This window comes from Neobacillus sp. YX16 (assembly GCF_030123505.1).
Classification (GTDB): Bacteria; Bacillota; Bacilli; order Bacillales; family Cytobacillaceae; genus Neobacillus.
The window spans coordinates 5,445,974-5,459,247 of sequence record NZ_CP126115.1 but is presented as its reverse complement, the minus strand read 5'-3'; the positions used below and the strand labels follow the sequence as shown (position 1 = coordinate 5,459,247).

The 13,274-nt window shown below is 39.7% G+C and carries 11 protein-coding genes; 10 read left to right on the top strand and 1 reads right to left on the bottom strand.

The features are described 5' to 3' along the window. Positions 1–13 precede the first annotated feature (13 nt). Entirely contained in the window at positions 14–1,324 is a 1,311-nt protein-coding gene (locus QNH48_RS26885) for an ABC transporter substrate-binding protein (protein ID WP_283952735.1), read from the top strand. Positions 1,325–1,788: 464 nt separating this feature from the next. Here QNH48_RS26885 and QNH48_RS26880 read toward each other — a convergent pair whose 3' ends face one another. Beyond that, positions 1,789–2,694 (bottom strand): nuclease-related domain-containing protein, encoded by a 906-nt coding sequence (locus tag QNH48_RS26880; protein WP_283952734.1) that lies wholly within the window; start codon positions 2,692–2,694, stop codon positions 1,789–1,791. Positions 2,695–2,952: 258 nt separating this feature from the next. On the opposite strand from QNH48_RS26880, the gene QNH48_RS26875 reads away from it, so the two are divergent. The 9 genes from QNH48_RS26875 (at position 2,953) to QNH48_RS26835 (ending at position 13,245) form a co-directional block, all read left to right on the top strand. Then, positions 2,953–3,843 carry an ABC transporter permease gene (locus tag QNH48_RS26875; RefSeq protein WP_283955897.1) on the top strand — a complete coding sequence of 297 codons (891 nt, stop codon included), beginning with the start codon at positions 2,953–2,955 and terminating at the stop codon, positions 3,841–3,843. Positions 3,844–3,858: 15 nt separating this feature from the next. Next, positions 3,859–4,746, top strand: coding sequence for a carbohydrate ABC transporter permease (locus QNH48_RS26870; protein ID WP_095246454.1), 888 nt, complete (start codon positions 3,859–3,861; stop codon positions 4,744–4,746). A 22-nt stretch (positions 4,747–4,768) separates the two neighbouring features. Continuing rightward, the gene (locus QNH48_RS26865) at positions 4,769–6,388 is read left to right on the top strand and encodes an ABC transporter substrate-binding protein (protein ID WP_283952733.1); all 1,620 of its coding nucleotides are present in this window, start codon (positions 4,769–4,771) and stop codon (positions 6,386–6,388) included. Between the two features lie 88 nt (positions 6,389–6,476). Then, positions 6,477–7,946 carry a glycoside hydrolase family 32 protein gene (locus QNH48_RS26860; protein ID WP_283952732.1) on the top strand — a complete coding sequence of 490 codons (1,470 nt, stop codon included), beginning with the start codon at positions 6,477–6,479 and terminating at the stop codon, positions 7,944–7,946. Positions 7,947–8,034: 88 nt separating this feature from the next. Next, positions 8,035–8,961 (top strand): carbohydrate kinase family protein, encoded by a 927-nt coding sequence (locus QNH48_RS26855; protein ID WP_283952731.1) that lies wholly within the window; start codon positions 8,035–8,037, stop codon positions 8,959–8,961. 147 nt (positions 8,962–9,108) lie between these two features. Next, positions 9,109–9,612 (top strand): DoxX family protein, encoded by a 504-nt coding sequence (locus QNH48_RS26850; protein ID WP_283952730.1) that lies wholly within the window; start codon positions 9,109–9,111, stop codon positions 9,610–9,612. Positions 9,613–9,742: 130 nt separating this feature from the next. Further along, positions 9,743–10,636, top strand: coding sequence for an aminoglycoside phosphotransferase family protein (locus QNH48_RS26845; RefSeq protein WP_283952729.1), 894 nt, complete (start codon positions 9,743–9,745; stop codon positions 10,634–10,636). Positions 10,637–10,692: 56 nt separating this feature from the next. Then, positions 10,693–12,495 (top strand): S9 family peptidase, encoded by a 1,803-nt coding sequence (locus QNH48_RS26840; RefSeq protein ID WP_283952728.1) that lies wholly within the window; start codon positions 10,693–10,695, stop codon positions 12,493–12,495. A gap of 123 nt (positions 12,496–12,618) precedes the next feature. Then, a complete protein-coding gene (locus tag QNH48_RS26835) occupies positions 12,619–13,245 on the top strand; it encodes a metal-dependent hydrolase (RefSeq protein WP_283952727.1) in 627 nt (208 codons plus the stop codon). Positions 13,246–13,274: the final 29 nt, after the last annotated feature.

Genomic DNA, 13,274 nt, shown 5'->3' with positions numbered 1-13,274 from the left:
GAGGAGATTCTAGGTGAAGAAATGGTTAACTGTCATCATTCTTTTTGGTATAGCGGGATTTGCGTATTTTTATATTTTTACTTTATCAAGTGACAGTCCAGATAAAGAGAAGCAGGTAAAACAAGTCGAACTGACCTTTTTACGAAATTTAGCGAATCCAGCGTTTAATCAGGCCTATGAAGAGATGGTTTCTGCCTTTGAATCAACGCACCCCAATATTAAGATTAATATGCAATCGATGCACTGGGGAAGTGAATACGAATTAAGGCTGCGTACTGAACTTGCTGCAGGAAACCATCCGGATATTATGGCGATTGATAGTCCAAACCTGGCTCTTTATGCAAATTCCGGTTCGCTATTATCGATTGATTCTTATATGAAAGAGGAAGGAAATATTGAAGATATACCTGAAAGTGTATTAAAGGGTTTAACCTATAAGGATGAAATTTACCTTGCTCCAATTGTGGAATCGAGCATTGCCTTATTTTACAATATGAATATTTTCAGGAAGGCAGGGATCCCCTTTCCTTCAGGAAATCCAAACAATCCTCTGACGTGGGAGGAAGTGCTGGAGATAGCTATAAAAGTTAACAATCCTGCAAAAGGTGTGATAGGAATAGATCCTGCCCAAGGCTTTAATGTTGGAGAAGGTCCTGCTTATTTTAAAATACCGATCCTTTGGCAGTTCGGAGCAGATGTTATTAGTCCAGATGGAACAACTGCACAGGGGTATCTTAATTCACCTGAAGCATTAGAAGCCCTACAATTTTATCAAGATTTATATAGGAAGCATGGGGTAGCGGCGGTTGAAATGCCTCCCGCTCCTTTTGAAACAGATAAGCTTGGGATGACGATTTTGGGTTCTTGGGCGATATCGGAATTGCAACAAACTCCTGGTTTTGTGCTTGGAGAAGATTTTGGGGTCGCCCCCCTGCCGAAGGGGAAAAATCAAGTTGTCCCGAATGGCGGCTGGGCACTTGGGATTTCATCCAAAACCAAGCACCCGGAGGAAGCCTGGGAATTTGTGAAATTTGCTACAGGGTATGAGGGTTCGAAATTGTTCGTCGAGATTTCCGGGGATTTACCTGCGCGATATTCAGTAGCAAAAGACTTTCCGGAACTCAATGAATATCCCAAAAATATCTTTGTCCAACAAGATCAAAACTACTCGAAAAATCGACCGGTAACTCCAGCCTATCCAGTCATCAGCGAAGCGATTAAGGATCTATTTGAAGAAGTCGGGCTGGAAGGAAAAAATGTCGAAGAAGCCGCAAATAAAGCGGTAGAGAAAATTAATAATGGTTTAAAAGATATCAAAAAGTAATCCTCTAGATTAGAAACTAGAGGATTTTCTATCGTCTTCAGGACAAATATTATTGGAGCATAGAAGTTTTGTCCTTAATCAAGGGTCTTGAGGACAAATCGCACAAGCGACCAGGAGGATTTGTCTTTAATCAAGGGTCTTAAGGACAAATCGCACAAGCGTCCAGGAAGATTCGTCTCTAATCAAGGGTCTTAAGGACAAATCGTACAAGCGTCCAGGAAGATTGGTCTTTAATCAAGGGTCTTGAGGACAAATCGCACGAACGTCCAGGAAGATTGGTCTTTAATCAAGGGTCTTGAGGACAAATCGCACAAGCAACCAGGAAGATTGGTCTTTAATCAAGGGTCTTAAGGACAAATCGCACAAGCGTCCAGGAAGATTCGTCTTTAATCAAGGGTCTAGAGGACAAATCGAGCGACCGTCCAGGAAGATTTGTCTTTAAGAAAGGACAAGCAGCATTTCTATCATTCATAAAAAGCCCATTGACCCTTACCTATAATTTTAAGATTCTTTCCCAGTGACCGGCTTATTGTCTTTTTACAAGGAACGATCCTACACCAATCCTGAATGATATTTGTGGTGATTTTGCGTTCTGGAAAAAGGAGCTTAAATTCCTCTGCATTACGCATGATGGCAAGTGCGACCATTTCTTCACAACCGCACTCTTTACATACCATTTTTTTCCCCGTGACAAACACTGAAAAAGTATGACATACCTTGCACGTCATCCCCTTTTTTATCTGTTCATACTCGTATATGGGAAATTGGGTATAGGGAGATTCTGTTTGGTGCAATGAAATGAGTTTGTCCGCTAGATTTTTATGGGACTGATTGAGAAGTGAAGGTTTTTGATCCAATTTGCTCATAAAGCGGTTAAGTTGGGTAGGGAGAATAAAAGGCAGGTCAGGTGGAGTTTGGTATAAGGTAAATTGAGGGTTGATGAATATGACATATGCTTCAACTGTTAGCTTACTCCCTAGCGATTGAAGAAGCTGACTCAGCATTAACTTGCTTCGTTTTAGTTGGTCCAACGGGTTCTGGATATCTAGTCCGCTGAGTGTTTTAAAATATTCACCATCATAAACGTACTCGCCTTCGAAATTTTTCACTTCAAAAAGAGAAAAGGTCCCTTGAAAAATGAGGGATGAATCCAGTTGGAAACTTGACTTGTTATTATTAAGCAGCAAATCGTTCAAAATATAGCAATTACGTTGAAGCATCTCAGTAAATACATCAAATTGAACTTCCCCTTCATATCCTTTTTCTTGGTTTTGATAATACCTTTGATCATCCTCGGTTAATTTCATTCGTTTGTTTAAGATTCTAAGAGTCTTTAATACTACTGATTCACTCCGGGCTTTGTATGGCATATCCCACATCCTTTCTCCTTCCCATCATATCGAAAAAATAGAGTGAAAGCGATATCAACTGCCGAAAATTTTAAAATGCCTCAACCAAAAATATTAAACTCTTAATTCTACCCATTTTGTTATATTAAACCCATGTTGAAAGTGCTTTCAACAGAACTAAGTTGATAGGAGGGTAAGAGAGTGGAAGAAATAGTAAAAGCAGAGCAAACCATACCGGTTAGTAAACCAGCAACAACTACAAAACTAAGCAAGAACCTTATGTACATTAAAAAGAACTACATTCTTTATTTGCTTATTGCGCCTGCTGTTATTCTTACAATTATATTTAAGTACATCCCCATATACGGGGCGACGATTGCCTTTAAAGATTTTAGTCCGATCAGGGGGATTACAGGGAGTGAATGGGTAGGTTTTAAACATTTTACAAGTTTCCTAACGTCGCCTAATTTCATCGAAATATTAATGAACACGATTAAATTAAGTTCCTTTGAACTTTTGATAGGATTTCCTATTCCAATTATATTGGCTCTTATGTTAAACCAACTGCGAAAATCAAGTGTGAAGAAGAATGTTCAGTTAGCCTTATATGCACCGCATTTCATATCTGTGGTTGTCGTTTCGGGAATGGTCTTTCTTTTTCTATCACCGGTTGGACCTATTAATGCGGTGTTATCAACCTTTTTTGATAAGCCGATTTCATTCATGTCTGACCCGGATTATTTTAGAACGATCTACATCTGGTCTGGAGTATGGCAAGGGGCAGGCTGGGCATCCATTGTTTATGTTGCCGCACTTGCTAACGTTGACCCGCAGCTTCATGAAGCAGCAACACTTGACGGGGCGTCACTCCTACAACGAATCTGGCATATCGATCTTCCAACGCTTAAGCCAGTGATGGCAGTCTTGTTTATCTTAGCGGCTGGAGGAATCATGGGAATTGGTTTTGAAAAAGCGTACTTAATGCAAACGCCAATGAATTCGCCATCATCAGAAATTATTGCTACTTACGTTTATAAACGAGGGTTGCTGGCAGGTGATTACTCGTTTGCAACCGCAGTCGGATTATTTAATGCCGTTGTAAATGTAATTTTACTTGGAGTTGTCAATCAGGTAGTTAAGAAACTAAACGAAGGCGAAGGACTCGTTTAAGGAAGGAGGAAAAGTATGAACAATCAAATCAAACATGCAAAGGGCGACCGAATTCTGCTTCTGACCAATAATATTCTACTAACTATTATCATCCTTGCCATAGTAGGACCTCTATTATATGTATTTCTGTCGTCTTTCCTAGAACCAAATGCAATCATTCGAAAAGGACTGTCGTTACATTCCTCTGATTGGTCATTAGAAGGTTATAAGCGACTCTTTACGGATGACACCATTGTGAGAGGATTTTTCAACTCACTCCTGTATTCAACTGGATTTACGATTGTGACCGTACTCGTTTGTCTCTTTGCCGGATATACGTTATCGGTAGATGGTTTAGTTGGTAAAAAGGTATTTATGATTTTCTTCTTATTTACAATGTTTTTTGGAGGAGGCTTAATCCCAACGTATTTTGTTATCCGTGATTTAGGAATGCTGAATACGATTTGGGCGATTATCCTGCCTGGTGCTGTTAATGTCTGGTTTATTATTCTCGCCAGAACTTATTTTAAAGCGGTTCCAAATGAGCTGAAGGAAGCAGCAAGAATTGATGGCGCCTCCGATTTAAAAATATTCTTTCGTATCATTTTACCTTTATCGAAACCGATAATCTTTGTTCTAGCATTATATGCCTTCATTGGACAATGGAACGCCTACTTCGATGCCATGATATACCTTGACGATCGAGAATTACATCCATTGCAATTAGTATTGCGTTCGATTCTGATCCAAAACGAAGTACAGCCTGGAATGGTTGCGGATGTTGAGGCAAGGAACGAGTTAATGAGGATTTCAGAGATGATCCGCTATTCATCGATTGTGATTGCAAGTTTACCGTTATTGATTATGTACCCATTTTTCCAAAAGTATTTTGAAAAGGGAGTAATGGTTGGTTCTTTAAAATAAAACAAAAAAGTGAGGGTTTATAATGAAAAAAAGAATGTTTACAACAGCTTCAGCACTACTGCTTTCAGGTTCTTTACTTCTAACGGGCTGTACGAGCAAAAGTGGCGGCAGCGAAAGTTTCTCATCTAAGGATTACGGGCTAAAGGAAGTAAGCTTTCCATTGAAAGAGGTAAAAACATTAAAGATTATGACATCCAGTTCACCATTAGCTCCTGAGAATCCGAATGATAAGTTAATTTTTCAACGGTTAGAAGAACAAACTGGTGTTAAAGTAGACTGGAGAAACTATACAACGGATATATTCAATGAAAAACGTAATTTAGCCATTGCTAGTGGTGAGCTTCCGGACGCCATCTTTAATGCCGGATTCAGCGATTATGAACTATTAAAGCATGCGAAGGATGGAGTTATTGTACCAGTTGAGGATTTAATTCAGTATATGCCAAACTTACAAGCTGTCCTTGAAAAAGCACCACAATACAAAGCAATGATGACGGCGCCTGATGGCCATATCTATGCTTTTCCATGGATTGAGGAGTTGGGTGAAGGAAAAGAAAGTATTCATTCCCTTGATGCATTCCCATGGATTAATATGGAATGGTTAAACAAATTAGGATTAGAGGTTCCAAAAACAACCGAAGAGTTAAAGAAAGTCTTACTTGCTTTTAAAACTCAGGATCCGAATGGTAATGGTGAAGCGGACGAGATCCCAATGTCATTCATTATCAATGATGGTGGACAGGATCCCCATTCATTATTCGGTGCATTTGGTCTAGGAGATAACTGGGATTTCACGGTGGTAACGAATGATGGAGAAGTAAAACTAACTGCAGCTGATGAAAGCTATAAAAAGGCTATTAGCTGGTTTAATGATTTATACAATGAAGGATTAATCGATATCGAGGCATTTGAACATGATTGGAATACGTATCTAGCAAAAGGTCGAGACAAAAAATATGGTTTGTACTTTACATGGGATAAAGGAAATATCACTGGAATGGGCGAAGACTATGATTTGCTTGCTCCATTAAAAGGTCCAGAAGGACATCAAAATGTTGCAAGGACAAATGGAATGGGCTTTGATCGCTCTCGTTTAGTGGTGACATCAGCAAATAAAAACCTAGAATTAACAGCAAAGTGGATTGACCAGCTTTATGATCCGTCTCAATCCGTACAAAATAACTGGGGTACGTATGGTGACGAAAAGCAACAAAACATTTTTGGAATGGATGAGGCAACAAAAATGTTAAAACATCTTCCTTTAGAAGGTACTGCACCAGTTGAATTAAGAGAAAAAACATCTGTCGGCGGGCCATTGGCAATCTTAGACAGCTACTACGGTAATGTGACTACAAAACCAGATGATGCTGCTTGGAGATTGAACTTAATGAAAGAAGTAATGGTTCCTTACATGGAAGCCGATAATATTTACCCGCGTGTATTTTTCTCACTAGAGGACCTAGATCGAATTTCCGTGATCGAAACCGATTTGTTTGCTTATATTAAGCGAAAACGTGCGGAATGGATTGCAAATGGCGGTGTTGAAAAAGAATGGAATGAATATCTAGCAGAATTAGATCGACTTGGGCTACAAGAATGGCTAGATATTAAGCAAAAAGGTTACGATCGAAATCAGGAATAATACACGGTAAATGGTCTGAGGCTGTACAGGTGTTTTGGCAAATGTACAGCCTTTTTTACAAATTTAATACAAATAAGGAGCTAAAAAAATGACACAAACCTATAAAGAGCAGTATCGTCCACAATTTCACTTTTCACCGGAAGAAAAGTGGCTGAATGATCCGAATGGAATGGTCTTTTTTAATGATGAATATCATTTGTTCTATCAACACCATCCCTTTGGTACGACCTGGGGGCCAATGCACTGGGGACATGCGGTAAGTAAAGACTTGATTCATTGGGAGCACCTTCCGATTGCCTTATATCCGGATGAACTTGGAGGTATTTTTTCAGGGAGTGCGGTCGTAGATTGGAAGAATACTACAGGCTTTTTTGAAAAAGATCAATCAGGATTGGTTGCGATATATACTAGTGCCGGCACTTATCCTGATTCCGATAGACCGCTTCAGCAACAAAGCTTAGCTTACAGTAAGGACAATGGAAGAACGTGGGTGAAATTTGAAGGCAATCCTGTCCTTTCAGACGTTAATATTACCGATTACCGTGACCCTAAAGTTTTTTGGCATGAAGAGACAAATAAATGGGTGATGGTGCTGGCAACGGGCCAAACGATTACGATTTATACTTCCCTTAATTTAAAAGAATGGGAGTTTGCCAGTGAATTTGGGCATAGTGCTGGTTCACATGATGGGGTTTGGGAATGTCCAGACCTATTCAAACTACCTGTAGATGGAGAACAAGATAAATGGGTAATGATCGTGAGCATCGGTGATAACGATCCATCAGCAGAAGGTTCCAGAACACAATATTTTATTGGCCAGTTTGATGGAACTACTTTTGTAAATGACCATGACGATTCGACGATTCTTTGGTTAGATTACGGCCGTGATAATTATGCGGGAGTGAGTTGGTCCGATATCCAAGATGGAAGACGCATTTATCTTGGCTGGATGAGTAATTGGCGCTATGCCAATCAAGTTCCAACTAAAGACTGGAGAGGTGCGATGACGTTACCAAGAGAATTATCCTTAGCTAAAACAGAGGTCGGAATCCGCTTATTCCAAAAACCAGTTGCTGAAGTTCGTACCATTAGAAAAGAAACGGAATCTCATCCCGAAATAGCGGTTGAATCAGGCAGCACAGTATCGATTCCGTTTACGAATGCATTAATGGAAATAACTCTCGAATTTGAAAAAGTAAGTTCAAGCCAATTTGGAATGATCATACATCATTCTGAACAAGAAAAAACCGTCATTGGCTATAATACAGTAGAAGAGAAGTTATTTGTTGACCGAACATTTTCTGGAGAACATAGCTTTTCGACATCCTTCCAAGCTATACAGGAAGCCCCATTAAAGTTGGATCATCAAAGGTTGAAACTTCAATTGTTTTTAGATGCTTCCTCCATTGAGGTGTTTGCAAACAATGGTGAGGCTGCTATTACTAGCTTATTGTTCCCGCGTGAGTCAAGCAAAGAGCTAATTTTATTTTCAAATGAAGGAACTACAAATGTTTCGCATTTAAAAATAACGAAACTTGATTCTATTTGGTGCAAGTAAGTTAAGTATGAAAGCTCTAATCGGTTAATTGGTTAGAGCTTTATTTTTTAAAAGGATGGTGTTTCGTTTGGGTTCATCAATTATATGCATGGGTGAATTATTAATCGACTTTTTCTGTACCGATGTGGACATTAACTTAATAGAAGGGCAAAATTTTCAAAAGCAAGCTGGGGGAGCACCGGCTAATGTCTGTGCGACGATTGCTAAATTAGGGGGTACTGCTTTTTTTAGCGGAAAAGTTGGGAATGACCCATTTGGGCAATTTTTAAAGAAGACACTAGATGACGTCCAAGTAGATACATCAATGGTCGTGTTTGATAATATTCACCCAACCACATTGGCCTTTGTATCCTTACAGGCAAATGGCGAAAGAGATTTTGTATTTAATCGCGGGGCTGACGCCTTTTTAGTGGAGGAAGAAATTGATACCGTTAAGCTAAATGAGGCCGCTATTCATCACTTTGGCTCTGCTACTGCTTTATTAAGCGATCCCTTTCAAACCACTTATTTTCATGTAATGCGTAATGCACAGGAACAAGGGAAATTTATTTCATTTGATCCTAATTATCGAAAAGATTTATGGAAAAACAGAATACCTGAATTTATCGACTTGGCAAAGGTGGGAATCGCCTTAGCTGATTTTGTAAAAGTGAGTGATGAGGAGCTAAAACTTATTACTGGAATCAATAACCTGGCTGAAGGAACGGATTATCTTCATGAATTAGGAGCAAAAATAGTTGCCGTTACATTAGGAAGTGAGGGAACTTATTTATCAAATGGGCAAAATAACGAAATTGTTTCAAGTGTAAAAATAAAATCGATTGACTCCACTGGTGCTGGCGACGCATTCGTTGGGGCTACCTTATACCAATTCGCAAATGGTAAACCTGAGATTGAAGACTTTGAAAAACTTAAAGAAATTATTTATTTTAGTAATAAAGTAGGTGCCTTGGTATGTACTAAGGTAGGAGCAATTTCTGCAATACCAACAATAGAAGACATTCTATCTGTATAATCCTGATACTCACATTTGTTGTTCAAACTTCCGCCATAACATTTCAAACAAACTGTGAACTTAACACTATACCCATGTTATTAACTGTAGAAATCCAATATAGTATGAGTATAAAGAACAACCAAATATTGAAAGGCGGAATGACAAATGTTTAACAACTTTTTAAGAGAAAATAAAATCTCAGCAGCTATTTTAACTATTATTCGTTTATACCTTGGCTATGCTTGGTTCACAGCTGGTTTTCATAAAATTACAGGCGGCTTCGACGCTTCTGGATTTTTAGCTAATGCAGTCAAAAATCCAGTTAAAGGCCCAGATGGCAACATGGTTTACAGCTGGTATGTTAACTTCTTAGAAAACTTTGCATTACCGAACATTGATATCTTCAACACCATCGTTCCCTGGGGCGAAACATTAATCGGTTTAGGACTTATGCTTGGATGTTTAACAACAGCAGCAATGTTCTTTGGTCTAGTGATGAACTTCTCTTTCTTCCTAGCCGGAACTGTATCTCATAACCCAACTGACATTTTCTTAGGCTTCATCATCTTAACAGCAGGCTACAACGCAGGAAAATTTGGTTTAGACTACTGGGTAGTTCCATTCATCAACAAAACAGTTGGAAAAAACAAAGCAAAGTCAGCTGCCTAAGGTAAGTAGTAGCAACGCAAAAAAGGCGATTCGTCCCCCTCGAATCGTCTTTTTTTTATGAAAAAAGGGAAAATGAATGGGTATGTTGAATTGTTAATTCTTGAAATAGATAAATATGAAGGGGAATACTATGCGAATTTCTAGTGAATTTCAAGATAAAATTATCAATGCCTTTGGATCTGATGGAAAGGCATGGCTGCAATCTTTAGAGGACACGGTAAAAACCTTTTTAGAACAGTGGAGCCTTACGAGCGAGGGTCCTGTGGGAAATCTTTCTTATAATTATGTATTAAAGGTAAGAGATTCTAAAGGAACACCATTAATTTTAAAGCTGGGTGTCCCAAACTTTGACACTGCTAATGAGATGGTAACCTTACAAGCATATGATGGCAATGGCTGTGCCAGGATTCTGAGGTCTGATCAGAATAGTGGCGTTATGCTGCTGGAGCGGCTTGTACCAGGAATCATGCTTTCAGAGGAAACCGATGAAATGATTGTATTGGAGAATTACATAAAAGTTTGGAAGGCTATTCGCAGACCTGTTCCAAATGGAGGGAAGACGCCATCGCTTACACACTGGTTTGAGGGGCTTAAACGCTACCGGGAAACAGGGGATGTGCAGATTTCAAAGGAACATATTCAGTTAGCAGAAGAGTTTTTTCAACAGGTCATACATACTTCGGAAGGTCCTGAACTGCTTCATGGTGATTTGCACCATGAAAATATTCTGTATTCGGAGCAAAAAGGCTGGATGGCGATTGACCCAAAAGGCGTTACAGGGGACCCGTATTTTGATGTCGTTTCCTTTTTAATCAATCAACTAGATTCAAAGGCTCAGCCAAAGAATATCCTGAAGCTCCGAGTGGATACAATCAGTGAACAGCTGGGACTTGATCGCGGGCGGTTATTAAAAGCTGCGATTGCCTTAGGGACACTATATGCTTCTTGGGGGATTGAGGATCAAGATCCAGACTGGGAAAAAACCTATCAATGTGTAAAATGGTTTATTGAATTTCGAGAGTAATGAACCCAAACCTATTTAAATAGAATGAAAGGAGTAAAGTTTTAAAAAAAGTTATCGTGAATGGTGGTAATGGCATGAAGGAAATAACCATTGACCCTTATATACACGTGAGAATGGTGAAAAGCTTTGAATACGATCCCAAGGGTACGAAAATCAGTTTTATTTCTGACTTTACAGGGGTCCCGCAGGTATGGGAGCTTGATAGAGAGGACAGGTGGCCAGCGCAAACCTCTTTTTCAATGAAAGGAATCACCTTTATTAAATATATTGCCGGTACATCGGATTTGGTTTACGGGATGGATGCGGATGGCGATGAAAAGGAGCAATTGTACTTATTAAAGGAGGATGGCGAAAAAATTGCACTGACCAACTCCCCTGAACATCTTCATTTGTTCGGTGACAGCTCTCCTGATGGAAAATGGATTGCCTGGTCCAGTAACCGCCGGCATCAAGCTTTTTTAGATATTTATATACAAAACTTGGAGACCTTGGAAATTCGCCGTATATTTACCGGGGATGGAACCTTTATGGTTGAAAAATGGTTTCCTGATGGAAAGTCTCTTTTAGTTAAAAAAACAAACACGCCCCTTGATCATGATTTAGGGTTATTTTCATTTTTAACAGGAAAAATGGATTGGATTACCCAGCATAAAGGCGAAGCAGGCTATAAAGATATCCATTTTAATAAGGAAGCTGATCATCTCTATCTCTTAACCAATCAAGGCAGAGAGTTCTTCGGGCTGGCAATGATCCAGATAGCAAGTAAGCAATTTACCTGGCTCGAGCGAGGCGAGTGGGACTTTGAAGACCTAGTCATGAACAAGGATAAGAACAAATTAGCATTTTCGATGAATGAAGGGGGAGTATCCAAGGGCTTTCTAGTCGACTTGGAGCGAACAACCTTTTATAACTGGGAAACTCCTATGGGCGTGATGTACAATCTAAGATTTTCACCAGATAATCAAAAGCTTGGATTTGTGTTAAATGGACCTGCGCATCCTCCTGACATATGGGAGGTTGACCTGAAGACCATCCAAGCAAAGCGGCTTACCTACATTTCTCGCACACCGATTCTTGAGGAAAAATTAGTCGAGCCTGAACCGATAACATTTCCATCCTTTGACAACCTGCCCATACCTGCTTTTTACTATAAGCCTGCTAATAATAAGAAGAAATCCCCCGTTGTTGTCTATATTCACGGAGGGCCGGAGAGTCAAAGCCGCGCCGTATACAGCCCCTTTTTGCAATATTTCTTAAACCAGGGTTATGCGGTAGTTGCCCCTAACGTCCGCGGCAGTACAGGTTATGGAAAAACCTATTCTCATTTAGACGATGGGCGAAAACGAATGCACGCAATAAAGGATGTTATTTTTTTAATGAAATGGCTGAAAAAAACAGGGGATATTGATGCTGAGAAAGCAGCGATTGTGGGTGGAAGCTATGGTGGATTCGTCGTACTGGCTGCCATCAGCCACTTTCCGGAACTTTGGGCTGCAGCCATCGATATCGTCGGAATGTCAAGTATCCGAACTTTTTTAAAAACAACAAGTCCGTGGCGGAAAAAGCTAAGAGAGGCGGAGTATGGAACAATTGAAGGTGATGGCGATTTTTTTGACCAAATCGACCCTTTGAATCATGCCGATAAAATTAAAGCACCGCTAATGGTCATTCATGGCGTCAATGACCCGCGAGTTCCCATCCAAGAATCAGATCAGATTGTGAAGAAGCTTAAGGAGCGAAATCATCCCGTCCAGTATAGCCGCATCGAAGAGGAAGGACATACGATGATGAAGTTGAAGAATAAAATAACTTCTTATACAGAGATGGCGGAGTTTCTAGAAAAGTATTTAGGAAAGTAGTCAGGGTGATACCTGGCTATTTTTTAATAGGATAATAGTAGGGTTTTTTGTAAAACTTCTAAACAGAACAAACGTTTTGGTGTAAGATAAGCTGTAACAACAAAAATAGAGGTGGATTTAACTTTGAATGGTACCGCACATACAGCAATCGGAGCCGCAACAGGATTTATCGCTGCCAACACCTTTCATTCCTCTCCCACTGAGACAATCATTCTCGTTGGACTAGGAGCGGTTTCAGGTTTAATGCCTGATTTAGATATTGATGGAAAGCTTCGCGGCAAAATTACCTTATCCCATAAGGTGATTCGATTGACGGCATTATTAATTGGAGTCTTGATGGTTTTTTATAGTTTTTATGAAGGAAGAGCAGCAGAAAAGTGGTTTGGTATCGGGAGCGGTTTGGTGATTATGATGGTCTCGTCACTCATCAAACAAAAGCATATGTTAACCATTACAGGAATTGGTGTCCTAATCGGAGGAATATCGTTGTCTGAAGTATGGTTAATTCTGCTGGGGGTGTATGTCATCATTGCGTCTATTACCTCGCATCGCAGCTATACACATTCCATCTTGGGTGTCATTTTCTTTGGGGGCATCGCTTCAAAACTAGAGGTATCACTTGGAATCGATGGTGTTTTCTATGCCTGTCTTGGGGGATACATCAGTCATTTACTGGCCGATCTAAAAATATTGCCGTTTAATAGGCGTGGGATTAAGCTATTCTTACCTGTTTCAAAAATAGAATTATAGGTTTAGAACAGGTCACATCGAAGTTGATG

Excerpts from the sequence above, each read along its gene's own strand:
- QNH48_RS26880 (WP_283952734.1), bottom strand. The coding sequence starts at position 2,694 with ATGCCATACAAAGCCCGGAGTGAATCAGTAGTATTAAAGACTCTTAGA.
- QNH48_RS26875 (WP_283955897.1), top strand. The coding sequence starts at position 2,953 with ATGTACATTAAAAAGAACTACATTCTTTATTTGCTTATTGCGCCTGCT.
- QNH48_RS26870 (WP_095246454.1), top strand. The coding sequence starts at position 3,859 with ATGAACAATCAAATCAAACATGCAAAGGGCGACCGAATTCTGCTTCTG.
- QNH48_RS26865 (WP_283952733.1), top strand. The coding sequence starts at position 4,769 with ATGAAAAAAAGAATGTTTACAACAGCTTCAGCACTACTGCTTTCAGGT.
- QNH48_RS26860 (WP_283952732.1), top strand. The coding sequence starts at position 6,477 with ATGACACAAACCTATAAAGAGCAGTATCGTCCACAATTTCACTTTTCA.
- QNH48_RS26855 (WP_283952731.1), top strand. The coding sequence starts at position 8,035 with ATGGGTGAATTATTAATCGACTTTTTCTGTACCGATGTGGACATTAAC.
- QNH48_RS26850 (WP_283952730.1), top strand. The coding sequence starts at position 9,109 with ATGTTTAACAACTTTTTAAGAGAAAATAAAATCTCAGCAGCTATTTTA.
- QNH48_RS26845 (WP_283952729.1), top strand. The coding sequence starts at position 9,743 with ATGCGAATTTCTAGTGAATTTCAAGATAAAATTATCAATGCCTTTGGA.